Below are 17,289 nucleotides of genomic sequence, written 5' to 3' on the forward strand. Positions count from 1 at the left end.
GCACGTGGGCCGTGACGATAAGCGCCAGCCAGCCACGGCGCCGCCAGCGCGGCTCGGTTTGAAAGTACTGGTCAATAATGCCACCTCGACATTAATTAAATAACAAGCGATTCTCTGTTGCCGATTAAATAAAGTCAAACGCTCACGCCGCGGCCCCGCCGCAGGCACTCGGCAGTAGCGCCAGCCGGTACTCCGCAGACATAAAAAAAGCCACCGCAGGCGGTGGCTTGAGATAGGGCAGCGGGCAGCTTAGCGCTTTTTGTCGGCGGCCACTTCTTCCGGACGCAGTTTGGCGGCCAGTTTGTCGAGCACGCCGTTGACGTATTTGTGACCGTCGATACCGCCGAACGATTTGGTCAGTTCCACGGCTTCGTTGATAACGACGCGATATGGAATTTCCAGATTGTTCTTCAGTTCGTAGGCACCGATCAGCAGCACAGCGTGCTCGATCGGCGACAACTCGGCCACGCCACGGTCTACCAACGGTGCGAAAGTGTCGCGCAGGGCCACGGAATCCTTGATGGCGCCGTACAGCAGGGCCGAGAAGTGGTCGCCGTCAGCCTTGTCGAAGCCGTGTGCGGAACGGATGTTGTTGACCACGGTGGCCGCATCTTCGTTATTCAGCAGCCACTGATACAAACCCTGCAACGCAAACTCACGTGCGCGGTGGCGCGGCGTACGGTTTTTACTAGGGTTGGCGTGCAATGCTTTATCTGTCATGGTTATACCTATTCTTCAATTCTTACAAAATCCGGCCTGATGCGCCGGCGCATACCGGCACATCCGGCCGTTTTACAGCGCAACTTACTCGTCGTCGCCCTGATCCTGATTCAGCTCTTCCAGAGCAATGGTCAGGTTCGCCATTTCTACTGCTACACGCGCTGCATCCGCGCCCTTCTCGGCCATACGCACTTCCGCCTGCTCATCGTTTTCCGTGGTCAGGATGGCGTTAGCGATAGGAATACCATAATCGAGGCCGATGCGGGTGATGCCGGCGCCCGATTCATTCGACACCAGTTCGAAGTGATAGGTTTCGCCGCGGATCACGGCGCCCAATGCGATCAGGGCGTCGAACTGCTGCGATTCTGCCATTTTTTGCAGTACCAGTGGCACTTCCAGTGCGCCCGGCACGGTCACGTGCAGAACGTCTTCGTCTTCTACGCCCAGATGCTTGAGCTCGGCCAAACAGGCCGACAGCAGGCCGTGGCAAACGTCTTCATTGAAACGGGCTTGAACGATGCCGACGCGCAGTCCGTCGCCGGACAGATTGATTTCATAGCTACCTACGGTCATGTGAGGCCTCTTTTTAGGTGGGTAAGGTGGGTGTATCAGTTAGGTTTGGCCAGATAGCCGGTCACTTCCAGATCGAAGCCCGTCATCGATGGCATTTTGCGCGGGCTGGCCAGCAGCTGCATCTTGCAGACGCCGACTTCGCGCAGTATTTGCGCACCGATACCGTAGCTGCGCAGGTCCATGCTGGCAGCGCGGCCCTTAGGCTTGACTTCCGGCTTGTCGAGCGCGGCAAACTGGGAGAAGAACTGTTCGGCAGTTTCTTCGCAATTCAGCAGCACGATCACGCCACGCTCGGCAGCTTTGACCGCAGCCAGCGAGGACGACAGATTCCACGAGTGGGTGGTCGCTTCCGATTCCAGCACATCGAGTATCGACACCGGCTGGTGTACACGCACCAGCGTTTCCTTGTGCTTGTCCATCTCGCCATGCACGAGCGCCAGGTGGGCCGAGCCGCTAGGCTTGTCGCGGTAGGCGATCATGCGGAACTCGCCCTGCGCCGTTTTCAGCGTGCGCTCGCCGACTTTTTCCACCAGCGATTCATTGCGGCTACGGTACTGGATCAGGTCCGCAATGGTACCGATTTTCAGATTGTGTTCTTTGGCAAATTCCAGCAAGTCCGGCAGGCGTGCCATGGTGCCATCGGCCTTCATGATTTCGCAGATCACCGAGGCAGGCGTCAGGCCCGCCATGGCGGTCAGATCGCAACCGGCTTCGGTATGGCCAGCGCGCATCAGCACGCCGCCTTTTTGCGCTTTCAGCGGGAAGATGTGGCCCGGCTGGACGATGTCGCTAGGTTCGGTATTCTTGTCTACCGCAACCTGAATGGTACGCGCGCGATCGGCGGCGGAAATACCGGTGGTCACGCCTTCGGCCGCTTCGATCGAGACGGTGAAATTGGTGCCGAAGGCGGTGCCGTTACGGGCCGACATCATCGACAGGTTCAACTGGTCGCAGCGTTCTTCGGTCAGGGTCAGGCAGACCAGACCGCGCGCATGCGTGACCATGAAATTGATGGCTTCCGGCGTGACAAAATCCGCCGCGAGCACCAGATCGCCTTCGTTTTCCCGGTCTTCCTCATCGACCAGAATCACCATGCGGCCTGCGCGCAATTCGGCGACGATTTCTTCGGTGCTGGAAATTGACATGTTAAATCCTTTGTAGCGAAGCTAGAACAGCCCGCTATTTTAAAGGATTTACGCAAGCACCACCGCAAAAGGCTGATTTTATAGACTAAATCCCCGGTTTTATCGGACCGATCTGGTCAGAATATCAAGCTTTTACGGCGGAAAACTGGCTGCCCGGGCTTATTTGCCCGCTGCGCCCACGGAAACCATGCGCTCCACATAGCGCGCGATCAGGTCGATTTCCAGATTCACCTGCTTGCCTGCGGACAGATGCTTGAGCGTGGTCATGGCAATGGTGTGCGGAATCAGGTTGATCGAGAACTGGCAGACCAGCTCCGCACCGCTACCGATGTCTTCCACCCGGTTGACCGTCAGCGATACGCCATTCACCACAATGGAGCCTTTGAAAGCGAGGAACTTGGCCAGCTCGCGCGGCGCTTCGATCACCAGCTCCCACGATTCGCCGATAGGCTCGAACTTGCGCACCACGCCCAGACCATCAACGTGGCCGGACACCAGATGGCCGCCCAGACGTTCGTTCAGCGTCAGTGCCTTTTCCAGATTCACTTCCGTCAGCGTATCCAGCCCCACGGTGCAATTCAGGCTCTCGCGCGACACATCGACGCGGAAGCTGCTGTCATCCTTTTCCACCACCGTCATGCATGCGCCGTTGATGGCGATCGAGTCGCCCAGCGCCACATCGGCCAGCGGCAGGCCGCCCGCGTGAACATTCAGGCGCACACCTGCAAACGAGCCGCCTACGAGCGGGGTAACGGATTCGATTTTGCCGATAGCGGCGACAATTCCAGTGAACATAGCGTTGTAGTCTTAATGTTGAAGATAAATGTTAAATAAACCGTGCAAGGATACGCAGATCAGCACCGATCTGCTGGATCTCGTGGAATTTCAAACGGCGCTGCTCACTCAACTGCGTCAGCGCCGGCAAAGCAAACATGCCTTGCGCATCACCGAGCAAGGTGGGCGCCAGATACACCAGCAGTTCGTCCACACAGCCCGCGCGGATCAGCGAACCATTGAGCTTGGCACCGGCTTCCACATGCAGCTCGTTGATCTGGCGCCGCCCCAGTTCGCGCATCAGTTCCGCCAGATCGACCTTGCCGCTGGCATTCGGCAGCAGGATAACTTCCGCGCCCAGATCGGCCAGCGCCGCCTGCTTTTCCACATCGGGCTGCGCAGCCGCTATCCACGTGCCGCCCCCCTGCAGCACCTTGGCGCTCAGGTCGATTTCCAGCCGGCTATCGACCACGATGCGGCGCGGCTGGCGCGGCGTTTCAACGGCGCGCACATTGAGCTGCGGGTCGTCGGCTTTGACGGTGCCTATGCCGGTCAGGATGGCGCAGGCGCGGGCGCGCCAGGCATGGCCATCGGCGCGCGCTTCCGGCCCCGTAATCCACTGGCTCTGGCCATTATGCAACGCCGTCATGCCATCCAGGCTGGCCGCGCTCTTCATGCGCACCCATGGCAGACCGCGCGTCATGCGCGAGAAGAAGCCGATATTCAATTCATACGCCTGCTCGGCCAGCAGCCCTACACTGGTGGCGATGCCGGCTGCCGCCAGCTTGGCCATGCCCTGCCCCGCTACCAGCGGATTGGGGTCTTCCATCGCTGCCACCACGCGGCCCAGACCGGCGCGCACCAACGCATCGGAGCACGGCGGCGTGCGGCCATAGTGATTGCAGGGTTCCAGCGTGACGTAGGCCGTGGCGCCGCGCACATCATGGCCGCGCGCCTGTGCATCCTTGAGTGCCTGTATCTCGGCATGGTCGCTGCCGGCCTGCTGGGTGACGCCTGCGCCCAGCACTTCGCCATCGCGCACGATCACGCAACCGATATGCGGATTGGGCGAGGTGGTGTACAGTCCGCGTGCGGCCCATTCGAGCGCCAGCGTCATACCCTGCAGATCGTTGCTGATTTTCATAAAGCCCTATTCACTCACGCTAGCGCAGCTAGCCCCTTCCTGCACCGGATCGCAGACGCGTAGCCGGCCCAGCATATTGATTTTGATGTTGCGCACATTTTCACCCTGCCGCAGCGTCAGCGTGCCCCAGCGGGCCGCCAGACTGTTGCCGGCATTGCAGGGCCGTCCAGCAGCATTATAAGCAAGATAGACGGGCACTGCTGCGCTGGAAAAGGCCGAACGTATGGTCAGACTGCCAGCCACAGGGGCATGCCGCAACAAGATGCTTTCATCGCCATCGGGACGGCGATTGCCATTGCGGTCCACAAACACCACCCAGCCATGCTGCCATGCGCCGCGCTCGCCATCGAGCGGCACCAGCAGAACGGGGCCGCCGCGTGCCATTGCATGTGTCCGGGCCAGCCGTAGCGCCGCTAGCATATCATTGACCGTGGTGTGCAACTGCTGCCGCTGCAGGATGGTTTGGTAGGCCGGCACGGCCTGCGTCAGCACCAGCGCCAGCAGTGCCAGCACCACCATGGTTTCCACCAGCGTGCGGCCAGCACTGCGCGTGCTGTGCCAGTCTGCGCTGCGGTTCAACACACACGCCATCGCTCATCCCTCCTCTGCAGCCCTAGCCCCCAACCCGCTGACCAGCGCACCAGACTCAACGGACTAAGGCCAGCAACGCACTTCAGTTCCACTGGCCGACTGCCTGCCACGGCTGGTCAGTATGAGCTGCTGACAGGCCACGTCACGAAAGCGGCCGTCCACTTTGCTGGTACCGGGCGTGGCAACGAGCTGTATGCAGGCGTTGATCTGTTCGCCATCACAAGCCTTGCCCTCGATTTCATAAGCGCTGCTGGTAGCGCCACTACCGCTCCACCATTTGAACTGGCGCGCTTCCGGCTCGTTCGCACTGGCCGAAAAAGCTTGATAGGAATTGGTCTGCGTGTAAAACCGTTCCTGTTGCTGTAGCAACTGCCACAAGGCCACCTGCGCTTCCGTGCGGCGCGCACGGATCACTGCCTGCTGATAGGCGGGCAAGGCCAGCGCCATCAGGATGGAAATGATGGCCAGCACGATCATCAGCTCGAGCAGACTGAAAGCGCGCCTGTGTCGTGTACTCATTTCGCCGCCTCGTGCAGTTCGCGCCAGTTGCTTACTTCGCGCCAACTCAGCCGTCCAGCCCGCCTTGTCACCTTGATGCGTGCCAGCGCTGGCAGGTTAAGCGCCCCGCTCGTACCGATCACCGGTGCGAGCTGGGTCAGCACCCGCGTGCGCCGGAAACTCGCGACCGGCCCCGGCACATCGGCATGGCGTGCGGCGGGCAGCAGCACGGGCTTGCCCGCATAGTCGGGTTGCATCAGCCCCACTTCAGCGACGGCAGGATTCAGTACCAGCTCGCTGCTGGCTGGCAGCCCCGTCAGCGCATTCAAAGCGTAACTGCGGCTGCGTGAGGCGCTGCAGGCTGTGGCGCCCGGTACTAGCGTCGTGAACACCACCGTTCCATCGACTACGCTGGCACTGTCGATGCTGCGTTCGCCCGTGCGTTCCGACTGCCAGAAATCGATGTACCAGCCACGGCTGCCCGCTTCCGCCCTGCCGCCAGACACATCGAACAGACCTCCCTGTGTAGGAAATAGCTGCCGCTCCATCAACTGCTGTCGTCCGCTGATCACCGAAACGGGACGCTCCAGACTATCGCGCAAGGCGTAAAAAGTTTGCGTGCCGAAGCTGCTTGCCGTCAGATCATCACGGTTCAGCAGCCGCCCTGTGCCGAACAGAATCAGATAGGCGCCATCGGCGTCATACACGATGGACGGCTGTGCAGTAATGGGCTGGCGTCTGCCCTGCTGGTCGCGCGCCGTAAATAGCAGCTCGGCGCTGCCACTCCACGGAGCCGCACCGTGCAGATCGAAGCGCCACAGATTGCCCTGCATATCGCCCGCATAGGCAAAGCGCAGCAAGCCAGCGCGGTCGGCCAGCAAGGCGGGCGCGCCTAGTCCGTTGGCCAGCACCGGATCGGTAATCGGCGCGATGAGACGGAAGTAATTGCTGTTCAGGCGCCAGCCCTGCGCACGTGGTTTGTCTAGCGCCAGCAGGAACAAGGCGCCCTTGCCGGCGCTGCTGGCATGGCCGTCAGCACTGTAGTTGTTCATGCCGCTCGCAACCACTGCCACCGCCAGTTCGCTACCCGCGTGTCCCTGCACCCGCGCGAGCTGAGGTGGGCTCAGGATATTGCCGGCCATGGGATCATCCGCATCGGTGAACTCCCACAGGGCGCTGCCCGCATCAAGCGCTTCAGGGTCTGTTACATCGAGCGCAAACAAACCCTGCGCTCCGGCGCCAAAGGATGCCAGCAACACGCTGCGCCAGCCTTGCGCCAGCTTCACCTCGCCCGCCACCATGGGGCCATCGACGTAGGCACGGTGTACATAGGCGGGATCGCCGAGCAGGCTCAGATAAGGCATCAGCGCATTCGGAACATAGGCGTAGCGCTCCACCCCGTCGGCCAGATCAAACGCATGCAGCATGCCGTCATTTGCCCCCAGATACACCAGAGCACGACGATGCGCATAGCGCTGACGGAAAGCCGCATACGCTTCATCCTGTATGGCGTCCGATGGGGCGGCCACCAACACCGGCGTGCTGTGTAGCGCGTCACCCAGCAGACTCTGACGGCGCCGAAACGGATGGCCCTCGTCGCTGCGTATGCCGCGCAGATAGTCCAGCCGCCGCTCGCCCAGTCCATCTGGCTGACGCGCCGCAGGCCCGCGCTTATCCAGCAGCTTTTGCTGCGCTGGCGACAGCGCTGACCAGATAAATGGCTGGCCTAGCATGGCGCCGCTGCGGTCTATCTGCGCCGTGTAGATGTGCCGTGCATCAGGCGCAGGTTGCGGCGGATGAGTGCTATCACCCGTCAATACTTGTCCGGCCTCCCATAACGGGGCCACGGCTTGCCCTAGAGCGGCGCCACCCGCACCATCGGGCGGCAGCACGTAGCGTGCAAAGTAACCACTCCAGTCACGCTGATCCACGCTGGCCGCCAGCCACGTGCCAGCGGAAGCATCGCCACGCGGCGCGGGGAAGTACGCCGTCGCACCTGCCACCCTGCCGGTGCTACCTGCGCCGCCAGTGTTACCTGTGCTGCTCGTACCATCCGCAGCGCGGCAGGCCACCGTCAGCGGCTCCGATGCGAGTGGCGCGACAGGCGGCGCCGCGCGGGCAGCGCCAGCCATCAACGCGCACGCACCCAGACACAACACCAGCGAGGCCAACAGCCAACCCTGTGCAGCCTGTATGCACCAGCGAAAAAGGATCGTCAGCTTAGCCATGTCGCCCCCTCATTCACCGCGACTATAGACAGTCTGCAAAACCACTTCCGTATCCGGTTGTGGTCCGAAGCCTATCGCAGTGACGCGATAGCAATAATGCGGCGCCGCGCCAGCCGCCGCATCATCACCGGGCTGGTGGCAAACCAGCCGCTCTATCAGGTAGCGGGGCCGCTTGAAAGGCAGCGCTCCGTCGGCCGCATCGAAACTGGCGCCCGTGCGGGCACCATATTCCACACTGCAGGCACCATCATCCTCCCGCCCCGAGACATCGACCTTTTGCCATGCAGGTACCTGCACGCAAGGCGTAAGCACTGCCGTGCCATTCTCCAGATCATGTTCTGCATCCGCCACAGCTGCCTCCGCTGCCTGAAATGCCACGTCCCTATCGCGCGCGGCCCGTGCCGACCGCGTGCCCTGCAAACTTAGCTGCGCTGCCGAAGTGCCCAGCAACAGCACAATCACCAGCAACACCAGACTAAGCAGCACCGCCATGCCCTGCTGGGTGCGCCCGCGCATGGCTAGCCCCGCGTATTGCGCAATGCGACGGTGGCACCCAGCATGACGCGGCTCAGCCGCCGCTGCGCCTGCGGCAGCCTGCGTTCATCGATGCGCACACCCTCGTCCTCGCCATGCCCATCTGCATAATCGGCACCAAACAGATCGAACCGACGGCTGCCCGTATCGACCCGCGTCGCCAGCGCGCTGCGCAACAGCAGCGCCACGCGTATGCTGGCTACGCGCTTCCAGTAAGTCTTGCGCCGCAGGTCGGCCTGCCGCTGGACCGCATCAGCGCCTTCCAGTTCCAGCGCGGCATCGAGTCCATCGACAGCAGATGCGCTGAAGTAGGCATTGGGGATACCATCGGCCGGCACATCCGTATCCACGCCATACAACACCTGAAAGCTCTCGACGCCGCGCACCAGCGCATCACTGCCCCAACCCGCTGCCGAGCGATATTTGCAGCGCAATTCCGCCACCCCGCTCGCATCGGTCGCCACATAGAAGATGCTCCAGCCCTGCGCCGCAGGCGTAGCCGGTGCGGCGACACCAAAACCGGCACAATTGACACTGGAACCATCACCGGTAGCCCCGCTACCCGAACCGGCATAACGCAAGGCCAGTACATCACTGCCATGCGCCACGCCGGGCAATGGCGTAGCGATACCGTCACCATCCGGCGAGAGGCTACGGCTATCGAGGCCACTCACCGCAGCGGCAACATCGCCTGCCCAGCCCACAGGTGCGACGCCGCTGTCCCACTCCACATAGGCCGCCTGCCGTATCGCCTGCGCGATCAGCGCCAAGGCCTGCTGGGCGCCATCATTCAAGTCCTGCTGATCGTTGTGCTGGCGGTAGCCTTGGGCTGCGACCAGCAGCAGGCCGCTAGCGAGCAACGCCAGCAAAGCCGTCAAGCCCAGTGCAAGCAGGAACTCCACCAGCGTGCGGCCCGAGCTGCGCCTGGGTATGCGTGCGTAGCACAGCATCACGGCACCCGTACCGTCATGGCCAGAACTGGTGCAGCTAATGTGCCTTCAAGCGCCCCATTATTCTGCGCGGCGCCATCTGCCAGTTTGCCGTGCCACCCCAGCTTGATCACGAGTGGCGCATCGGGGCTACCGTCACAGTCCCATTGCAGCTTGCCTGCCGTAAGTGGGTGCTGGTCGCGGCAGATCTGCAGGCGGCCAGCGGGCAGCAGTCGATACACCAGCAATTGCGCTTCATAGCAGTCGAACAGCGCTAGCTGGCGGCGCGTGCAGGCAGAGCCGAAACACAGCACCGACGGCTCGGGCGGCGCTGCGCCGCTGGCCGCGTCATAGGCAAACAGATAGGGATTGTCGGCAGTGCCATCGCGTGCCGTGACGGCATTCGCGCGCATGCGTTCGGCCAGCGTTCCAGCCAGATGGCTGGCCTGCACCAGTAACTGGTCCTGATAGGCCACACGCAGCGCCACCAGTTGCATGGCCGCGCTGCCAGCGATGCCCAGCGCCAGCAACAGCAAGGCCACCAACACTTCGAGCAGAGTAAAACCGGAACAGGAAAAATGTGCGCGCATGGCACACCTACGCGTTTCGTCTGGGGATAATGCTAGACGCTACGCGCAGCGTAAGGACAATGGCTGAGCCACCTCAAAGGTGCGCCCGATGGATGGTGTCGCAGGCCGGAGTAGGCTAGGCCAAGCTAGGCTTTGCGCGGTTTGCGATCCTGCCCCACTTCGGCTATCGCATCCTGAAACTCGGCCAGATCTTCGAAGTTCTTGTAGACGGAAGCAAAGCGGATGTAGGCGATCTTGTCGAGGCGTTTGAGTTCCTGCATCACCAATTCACCGATATAGCCCGATTCCACCTCGCGCTGGCCACTGGTCAGCAGCTTTTCTTCGATGGACAGTATGGCCGCATCCACAGCAGGTGCGGCGACAGGACGCTTGCGCAGAGCCAGCAACAGACTGGCACGCAGCTTATCGGCAGTAAATTCGGTACGGCTGCCGTTTTTCTTCACCACGTACGGCATCACCAGTTCGATCCGTTCGTAGGTGGTAAAACGCTTATCGCAATTCACACAGCGACGACGCCGGCGGATGGCATCGCCCTCCTCGGATACACGCGTATCGAGGACCTGAGTATCTTCATGCTGGCAAAAAGGACATTTCATAGGTGCGTAGTTCCGGTGGGTGGCGCCGATCGTGTCAGCGCCACCTTACCACGATATTACTTGGCGTAGACAGGGAACTTGTCTGCCAGTACCTTCACGGCCGCTTTAACGCGCTCGATGGTAGCAGCGTCGTGCGGGTTATCCAGTACGTCGGCGATCAGGTTACCTACCTGCTCGGCTTCCGCTGCGCCGAAACCACGGGTGGTCATGGCTGGGCTGCCCAGACGGATACCCGACGTCACGAATGGCTTCTGTGGGTCGTTAGGGATGCCGTTCTTGTTGCAGGTGATGTGGGCGCTGCCCAGAATTGCTTCGGCTTCTTTACCGGTCAGATTCTTAGGACGCAGGTCCACCAGCATCACGTGCGACTCGGTGCCGCCAGAAACGATGCGCAGACCGCGCTTGATCAGGGTCTTGGCCAGTACGTCGGCATTGATCACCACTTGCTGCTGGTATGCCTTGAACTCAGGGCTCAGCGCTTCTTTGAACGCTACGGCCTTACCGGCGATAACGTGCATCAGCGGGCCACCCTGGATACCAGGGAAGATCGCCGAGTTGATGATCTTCTCGTGCTCGGCCTTCATCAGGATGATGCCGCCGCGTGGGCCGCGCAGCGATTTGTGCGTGGTCGAGGTTACGAAGTCAGCGTGTGGCACTGGGTTAGGATACAGGCCGGCAGCGATCAAACCGGCGTAGTGCGCCATGTCGACCATGAAGTAGGCGCCAACGGCTTTGGCCACGGCAGCGAAACGTTCGAAATCGATCTTTTTCGAGAACGCCGATGCGCCAGCAATGATCAGCTTAGGCTTGTGCTCTTTGGCCAATGCTTCCATGGCATCGTAGTCGATGTCTTCAGCAGCGGTCAGACCATAGGAAACCACGTTGAACCATTTGCCCGACATGTTCAGCGGCATACCGTGGGTCAGGTGACCGCCTTCGGCCAGCGACATACCCATGATGGTGTCGCCCGGTTTCAGCACAGCGAAGAACACGCCCTGATTGGCTTGCGAACCCGAGTTAGGCTGCACGTTGGCGGCTTCGGCGCCAAACAATTGCTTGACGCGGTCGATGGCCAGTTGCTCGACCACATCCACGTGTTCGCAACCGCCGTAGTAGCGCTTGCCCGGATAGCCTTCGGCGTATTTATTGGTCAACTGGGAACCTTGCGCTTCCATCACGGCTGGCGAGGTATAGTTTTCCGAAGCGATCAGTTCGATGTGATCGTGCTGACGGGTGTTTTCGTGCTGGATAGCGCCGAACAATTCCGGATCGACGTTGGCGAGGGTGTGATCTTTTGCGAACATGTAAAAACTCCAATCGAATGAGTAACTTGTTACTGGCAGGCTGGATCGAATGAGGGACGCCAATAGCGCATAGGCAGCCTCTTCGTGCTTTCCATCGATGGCTGCCCAGGCGAACGGCTGTTGAAATCTCACGTTTCCCGGTGGAGCCCCACCTTTCACTGCACGCATGATGCACCATTTCGGTGCGCCGCGCAGCTTTTCGCCAGTTACGTGAGACGTAATGGAAGCCCGATTGTAATTTATGCGCCTGAAATGAGCAAGGAAACACTTGACAATATGGTAACGAAATGCGTGTTTTTGTCGCTGCACTGCGGCAGCGCAAACATTTCGGCTACAATTTTGTCCACCCTTCCACTTACCCACAAGGACAGATCATGATCGTCTTCATCACGGGCGCCACCGCCGGCTTCGGCGCCGCCATGGCCCGCGTTTTCGCCCGCAACGGCCACAAGGTACTGATCAGCGGCCGCCGCGTCGAGCGCCTGCAGGCACTGGCGGCGGAACTGGGCGAGCAGGCCCTGCCCGTGGAACTGGATGTGACCGACCGCCACTCCATCGACAAGGCGCTGGCAGGCCTGCCCGCCGAATGGCAGGCTATCGATGTGCTGGTTAATAATGCCGGTCTGGCACTGGGCGTCACGCCTGCGCACGAATCGTCGCTAGCCGACTGGGACACCATGATCGCCACCAACTGCAGCGGTCTGGTAGCGATGACGCGTGCGATTCTGCCCGGCATGGTGGCACGCAACAGCGGCACTATCATCAATCTGGGCTCGGTAGCCGGTGAAACGCCTTATCCGGGCGGCAATGTGTATGGCGCCACCAAGGCTTTCGTCGAACAGTTCACGCTGAATCTGCGCGCCGATCTGGTGGGCACGGGCGTACGCGCAACCAATCTGGCGCCCGGCCTGTGCGGCGGTACGGAATTCTCCAATGTACGCCTGAAAGGCAACGACGCGGCCGCCGCCAAGGTCTACGAAGGCACCCAGCCGCTGACGGCCGACGATGTGGCCAACACGGCCTACTGGATCGCCACCCTGCCGGCCCACGTCAACATCAACCGCATCGAAATGATGCCAACCTGTCAGGCTTACGGCCCGCTGGCCATCAAGCGCGAACTGTAATCCACGGTGCAGTTGATCTCAAAATTGAGAATTTATTCCAAACAAGTGTTTACGGATGCGGGTTTAGTATATTGCTAAACAAAACGTAAGCGCTTGTTACAAACCTTGGCATCCGGCAGGGAAAAGGCTTTACTATAGTAAAATATTGCTCATCCTCACCTGTAGTTAAACAAACATGCCAGCAGAGTTTATCTGGAACGTACGGGTCTATTACGAAGATACCGACGCCGGCGGGATCGTCTATTACGCGAATTACCTGAAATTCTTTGAGCGTGCCCGCACCGAATGGCTGCGCGCCCTGCAGGTGGAGCAGCACGTGCTGGCCCAGGAACACGGCATCCTGTTCGTCGTAAAAAGCGTGAGCAGCGACTATCACGCCCCCGCAAAACTCGACGATGTACTAAAATTAACCCTTTCGATCGAAAAAATGGGGCGCGCCTCCATCCAGTTCATCCAGCAGGCTTGGTGCGGCGAACGGCTGCTCAATACGGCTCAGGTGAAAGTGGCCTGCGTCGGCACGGACATGAATCCCTGTGCCATCCCTGCCCTGGTTATCGATAAAATGCGCAGTACTATCAAAACAGCTAGCTCAGACTGAACTTACATGAACGTCACCCAAGACCTTTCCTTCCTGTCCCTCATCGCCAATGCACACCTGATCGTGCAGCTGATCATGGCGCTGCTGTTCGTTATTTCGCTGACCAGCTGGACCTATATCTTCAGCAAACTGTTCGCCATTCGTTCGGCCCGTCGCCTGACGGTGGAATTCGAAAGAACGTTCTGGGCTGGCGGCAATCTGCACGCGCTGCACCAGAACGCCGGCAAGGACCGCGCCAGCAGCGGCCCGCTGGCGCGTATCTTCGAAGCCGGCATGGGCGAGTTCATCAAGAGCAAGGCCGCCTATGCTGCCAGTCGCGAAACCATGGACCACGGCGCGATTCTGGACGGCGCCCGCCGCGCCATGCGCGCCGCCTTCCAGCGTGAAATGGATGCGCTGGAATCGCATCTGGCCTTCCTCGCGTCGGTCGGTTCCGTTTCCCCCTACATTGGTCTGCTGGGTACCGTCTGGGGCATCATGAACGCTTTCCGCGGTCTGGCCAATGTGCAGCAGGCTACGCTGGCGGCCGTCGCGCCCGGCATTGCCGAAGCGCTGATCGCCACCGCCATCGGCCTGTTTGCCGCCATCCCGGCCTTCGTGGCCTACAACCGTTTTTCGCACGATGTAGACCGTCTGGCGATCCGCTTCGAAACCTTCGTCGAAGAGTTCTCCAACATTCTGCAGCGTCAGTCGCGTTAAGAGGGCAGCATTCATGGCTTCGTCTTTCTCCAGCAGCATGCGCGGCGGCCGTGGCCGCAAGCTGAAATCCGAAATCAACGTCGTGCCCTACATCGACGTGATGCTGGTACTGCTGATTATTTTCATGGTCATGCCGTCGTCGAATGACCCTAGCGTGGTGGACCTGCCGAGTGCCGAGAAGTCCACCAAGCCGCCATCCGACTACGTGCAGATCGTGCTGAAACAGAATGGCGCGCTTTCCATCGGCGTCAAAGGCAAGGAAGAAGATGCGCCGGAAACCGCACCTAACCGCGACGCGCTGGTCAAAAAACTGCGCACGCTGCATAACGAGCATCCCGACTATCCGGTGCTGATTGCGGGCGACAAGGAAAGCAAATACGACGACGTCATCCAGCTGATTTCGGAAGCCAAGAAAATGGGCATCACCCGCGTGGGCCTGTCCACCAAATAAACCGTGCAGAACATGAAACCCGCAATGGCAGGCGGCCCGTACAAGGTGCCGCGACAATCCGCAAGCTGGCGCGCGCCCGTGCTGGCGGCGGCAGTGCACGCCATTTTGCTGATGTTCCTGTGGGTAGGCGTGAGCTGGCAAAACAACACGCCGACCGAAGTGCAGGCAGAAATCTGGGATATGAAGGTGCAGGAAGCGGCGCCGCCCGCCCCGCCCGCGCCCGAAGCGGAAACCGAGCCGCAGCAGGAAGCCGACGCCGAACCGACGCCGCCACCACCTACGCCCGTAGCACCGCCACAAGAGCCTGATATCGCACTGGAACGCATTAAAGCGCGCGAAAAACTGGAACAGCAACAACTGGAAGCGGCCCGTCAGGCGAAGCTGAAGAAAGAAGCCGAAGAAAAACTGGCAAAACTGGAAGCCAAGCGACTGGCAGAAAAGAAAGAAGCGGAGCAAAAGGCCAAGCTGGCCAAGGAACAGGCCGAGAAAGACAAGAAGAAAACCGCCGCCGAGAAGCTGGCCAAGGAAAAAGCCGAGAAAGCAGAAAAAGCGGCCAAGGATAAGGCTTTTGCTGCCGAAATGCGCCGCATCACGGGCAATGCGGCCAAAGCCAGCACGGGAACGGCCGAGAGATCGACTGGGGGCAAGATTGATGGCGGCTATCAGGCCGCAATACGCGCCAAAATCAAGAGCAATCTGGTATATGGTACGGTAGACGATACGCTCAGCGCCACCTACCAGATTACCCAGTTACCGACTGGCGAAATCATCGGCGTGCGCAAAATGAAAAGCAGCGGCTCGGCCGCTTACGATAGCGCGATCGAGAACGCGATTGCCAAATCGTCTCCACTACCGAAGAAAAAAGATGGTACGGTAGAGCGCGAATTTGTTGCCGATTTCAATATGAAGGATATGCATTGATGTACACCATGAAAAAACTGAATCAGGTATTGCTGGCCACCGGTCTGGCCGCCAGCATGGCACTGTGCGGCTCGGCCCAGGCGCAGATGCGCATCGAAATTTCGGGCGTCGGCAGCAATCAGATTCCGGTTGCCGTGGCGGGTTTCGCCGATGAAGGTATTGCCCCACAACAGGTTTCCGCCATCATCAAGGCCGACCTCGAACGTAGCGGTGCCTTCAAGCTGATCGATGCCGGTGTGATCACCAGCATGAACAACATTGATTACGCGAGCTGGAAAGCCAAGGGCGCCGACGCCCTCGTCATCGGTACGGTTGCCAAGGCCGCCAGCGGCGACTTCGAAGTGCGCTACAAGCTGCTCGACACCGTCAAACAGACGGAACTGTCGCAACTGGGCCTGTCGCGCTCGCCCCAGTACACGCGCCTGACCGCACACACCATCGCCGACGACATCTTCCTCAAGCTGACCGGCATCCGCGGTGCCTTCTCCACCCGCATTTCCTACGTCAAGGAATACGACAAGCGCCACTTCGAACTGCTGGTTGCCGATGCGGATGGCGAAGATGAACAGATGGCGCTGCGCTCGAATGAGCCTATCATTTCGCCGTCGTGGTCGCCGGACGGCACCAAGGTCGCTTATGTTTCGTTCGAGCAAAAGAAACCCGTGGTCTATATCCAGAACCTGATCACGCGCGCGCGCACTGTGGTGGCCAATGAAAAAGGCAGTAACTCCTCGCCTGCCTGGTCGCCAGCCGGCAACAAGCTGGCCGTATCGCTGTCCAAAGATGGCCACACCCAGATCTACACGGTCAATGTGGATGGCAGCAATCTGCGCCGCGTCTCGAACAGCAATGGCATCGATTCGGAAGCCCAGTTCTCGCCGGACGGCAGCAGCATCTATTTCATGAGCGACCGCAGCGGCGGTCCGCAAATTTACCGCATGGGCGTGGACGGCAGCGATCCTAAGCGCATCACCTTCAGCGGCAACTACAATATCAGCCCGCGCATTTCGGCAGACGGCAAGACTCTGGCCTACATCTCCCGCCGCGATGGCAACTTCCAGCTTTACACTCTGGACCTGGCTACTGGCCAGGAACAGCGCCTGTCTGACAGCACCGACGACCAATACCCGAGCTTTGCGCCGAATGGCCGCTACATCATGTACGCCACGCAGGCAGGTGGCCGCAAATCGCTGGCTGTGGTATCGGTAGACGGACGTGTAAAACAACGCCTGACCACTCAGGCGGGCAATATCAAGGAGCCCACCTGGGGCCCGTTCATGCAGTAATGACTAATCCATCTAGGAGCAACCCATGCGCAAACTCAGCAGCTTAGCTTTCGTTGTCACCACCGCCGCCATTCTGTCGGCATGCTCGACCAGCGGCGTCAAAATTAGCGACCCAGCACCAGTCGTCGAGCGTCCAGTCGAACAGAAAACCACCCCGGCGGCGGACACCCGTGCCGTACAACCGGTAGAAACCAAATCGCTGGATCCGCTGGATGATCCAAAAGGCGTGCTGGCCAACCGCAGCGTGTACTTCGACTTCGACAGCTATGTCGTGCGTGAAGATGGCAAGCCAGTGGTAGAAAACCACTCGGCCTATCTGGGCAAGAACAAAGCCCGTTCGATTCTGATCCAAGGTAACACCGACGAACGCGGCGGCGCTGAGTACAATCTGGCGCTGGGTCAAAAACGTGCCGAAGCCGTACGCAAAGCCATGACCACCCTGGGCGTAGCAGAAGGCCAGATCGAAGCTGTCTCGCTGGGCAAGGAAAAACCTAAAGCCAGCGGCTCGAACGAAGAAGCCTGGGCACAGAACCGTCGCGCAGACATCGTCTACAAGTAATCAAAAGCACTACCTTTTTGCCGGG

20 protein-coding genes and 1 riboswitch are annotated in these 17,289 nt (G+C 60.2%); of the genes, 7 read left to right on the forward strand and 13 right to left on the reverse strand.

The genetic code is table 11. The features are described 5' to 3' along the window. Window positions 1-249 precede the first annotated feature (249 nt). The 13 genes from nusB to glyA all read right to left on the reverse strand — a co-directional run bounded on the left by nusB (window position 250) and on the right by glyA (window position 11,626). On the reverse strand, window positions 250-720 hold the full coding sequence (nusB, locus tag GM655_RS20395) for a transcription antitermination factor NusB (RefSeq protein WP_155436513.1): 471 nt from the start codon (window positions 718-720) through the stop codon (window positions 250-252). A gap of 84 nt (window positions 721-804) precedes the next feature. Further along, window positions 805-1,293 carry a 6,7-dimethyl-8-ribityllumazine synthase gene (gene ribH, locus GM655_RS20400; RefSeq protein WP_155436514.1) on the reverse strand — a complete coding sequence of 163 codons (489 nt, stop codon included), beginning with the start codon at window positions 1,291-1,293 and terminating at the stop codon, window positions 805-807. A 35-nt stretch (window positions 1,294-1,328) separates the two neighbouring features. Next, window positions 1,329-2,438, reverse strand: coding sequence for a bifunctional 3,4-dihydroxy-2-butanone-4-phosphate synthase/GTP cyclohydrolase II (ribBA, locus tag GM655_RS20405; RefSeq protein WP_155436515.1), 1,110 nt, complete (start codon window positions 2,436-2,438; stop codon window positions 1,329-1,331). A 159-nt stretch (window positions 2,439-2,597) separates the two neighbouring features. Beyond that, window positions 2,598-3,233 carry a riboflavin synthase gene (locus GM655_RS20410; RefSeq protein ID WP_155436516.1) on the reverse strand — a complete coding sequence of 212 codons (636 nt, stop codon included), beginning with the start codon at window positions 3,231-3,233 and terminating at the stop codon, window positions 2,598-2,600. 31 nt (window positions 3,234-3,264) lie between these two features. Further along, the gene (gene ribD / locus GM655_RS20415) at window positions 3,265-4,356 is read right to left on the reverse strand and encodes a bifunctional diaminohydroxyphosphoribosylaminopyrimidine deaminase/5-amino-6-(5-phosphoribosylamino)uracil reductase RibD (RefSeq protein ID WP_155436517.1); all 1,092 of its coding nucleotides are present in this window, start codon (window positions 4,354-4,356) and stop codon (window positions 3,265-3,267) included. A 6-nt stretch (window positions 4,357-4,362) separates the two neighbouring features. Beyond that, window positions 4,363-4,935, reverse strand: coding sequence for a GspH/FimT family pseudopilin (locus tag GM655_RS20420; protein ID WP_229632668.1), 573 nt, complete (start codon window positions 4,933-4,935; stop codon window positions 4,363-4,365). A gap of 75 nt (window positions 4,936-5,010) precedes the next feature. Beyond that, window positions 5,011-5,466 (reverse strand): type IV pilin protein, encoded by a 456-nt coding sequence (locus GM655_RS20425; protein ID WP_155436519.1) that lies wholly within the window; start codon window positions 5,464-5,466, stop codon window positions 5,011-5,013. Further along, a complete protein-coding gene (locus tag GM655_RS20430) occupies window positions 5,463-7,673 on the reverse strand; it encodes a pilus assembly protein (RefSeq protein WP_155436520.1) in 2,211 nt (736 codons plus the stop codon). The genes GM655_RS20425 and GM655_RS20430 overlap by 4 nt, the downstream gene beginning before the upstream one ends. 9 nt (window positions 7,674-7,682) lie before the next feature. Next, entirely contained in the window at window positions 7,683-8,189 is a 507-nt protein-coding gene (locus tag GM655_RS20435) for a pilus assembly PilX family protein (RefSeq protein ID WP_155436521.1), read from the reverse strand. Between the two features lie 2 nt (window positions 8,190-8,191). Further along, on the reverse strand, window positions 8,192-9,157 hold the full coding sequence (locus GM655_RS20440) for a PilW family protein (RefSeq protein WP_155436522.1): 966 nt from the start codon (window positions 9,155-9,157) through the stop codon (window positions 8,192-8,194). Next, a complete protein-coding gene (gene pilV / locus GM655_RS20445) occupies window positions 9,157-9,726 on the reverse strand; it encodes a type IV pilus modification protein PilV (protein WP_155436523.1) in 570 nt (189 codons plus the stop codon). The genes GM655_RS20440 and pilV overlap by 1 nt, the downstream gene beginning before the upstream one ends. A 125-nt stretch (window positions 9,727-9,851) precedes the next feature. Next, a complete protein-coding gene (gene nrdR, locus GM655_RS20450) occupies window positions 9,852-10,322 on the reverse strand; it encodes a transcriptional regulator NrdR (protein ID WP_155436524.1) in 471 nt (156 codons plus the stop codon). Between the two features lie 56 nt (window positions 10,323-10,378). Then, on the reverse strand, window positions 10,379-11,626 hold the full coding sequence (gene glyA / locus GM655_RS20455; RefSeq protein ID WP_155436525.1) for a serine hydroxymethyltransferase: 1,248 nt from the start codon (window positions 11,624-11,626) through the stop codon (window positions 10,379-10,381). A gap of 96 nt (window positions 11,627-11,722) precedes the next feature. Further along, window positions 11,723-11,846: riboswitch (ZMP/ZTP riboswitch) on the reverse strand. A gap of 154 nt (window positions 11,847-12,000) precedes the next feature. Here glyA and GM655_RS20460 point away from each other — a divergent pair. The 7 genes from GM655_RS20460 (at window position 12,001) to pal (ending at window position 17,264) form a co-directional block, all read left to right on the forward strand. Further along, complete coding sequence (locus tag GM655_RS20460; protein ID WP_155436526.1) at window positions 12,001-12,750, forward strand: SDR family oxidoreductase; 750 nt, start codon at window positions 12,001-12,003, stop codon at window positions 12,748-12,750. Window positions 12,751-12,925: 175 nt separating this feature from the next. Continuing rightward, window positions 12,926-13,348, forward strand: coding sequence for a tol-pal system-associated acyl-CoA thioesterase (gene ybgC, locus GM655_RS20465; protein ID WP_155436527.1), 423 nt, complete (start codon window positions 12,926-12,928; stop codon window positions 13,346-13,348). Between the two features lie 6 nt (window positions 13,349-13,354). After that, entirely contained in the window at window positions 13,355-14,047 is a 693-nt protein-coding gene (tolQ, locus tag GM655_RS20470) for a protein TolQ (RefSeq protein ID WP_155436528.1), read from the forward strand. A 13-nt stretch (window positions 14,048-14,060) separates the two neighbouring features. Next, window positions 14,061-14,498 carry an ExbD/TolR family protein gene (locus GM655_RS20475; RefSeq protein ID WP_155436529.1) on the forward strand — a complete coding sequence of 146 codons (438 nt, stop codon included), beginning with the start codon at window positions 14,061-14,063 and terminating at the stop codon, window positions 14,496-14,498. 12 nt (window positions 14,499-14,510) lie between these two features. Beyond that, window positions 14,511-15,419, forward strand: a complete 909-nt coding sequence (gene tolA, locus GM655_RS20480) for a cell envelope integrity protein TolA (protein ID WP_155436530.1) — start codon at window positions 14,511-14,513, stop codon at window positions 15,417-15,419. Continuing rightward, window positions 15,419-16,705: a Tol-Pal system beta propeller repeat protein TolB gene (gene tolB / locus GM655_RS20485; protein ID WP_155436531.1), complete on the forward strand. Its 1,287-nt coding sequence runs from the start codon at window positions 15,419-15,421 to the stop codon at window positions 16,703-16,705. The genes tolA and tolB overlap by 1 nt, the downstream gene beginning before the upstream one ends. A 25-nt stretch (window positions 16,706-16,730) precedes the next feature. Then, on the forward strand, window positions 16,731-17,264 hold the full coding sequence (pal, locus tag GM655_RS20490; protein WP_155436532.1) for a peptidoglycan-associated lipoprotein Pal: 534 nt from the start codon (window positions 16,731-16,733) through the stop codon (window positions 17,262-17,264). Window positions 17,265-17,289 lie beyond the last annotated feature (25 nt).

The sequence above is a fragment of the Pseudoduganella danionis genome, assembly GCF_009720775.1.
Classification (GTDB): Bacteria; Pseudomonadota; Gammaproteobacteria; order Burkholderiales; family Burkholderiaceae_D; genus Rugamonas; species Rugamonas danionis.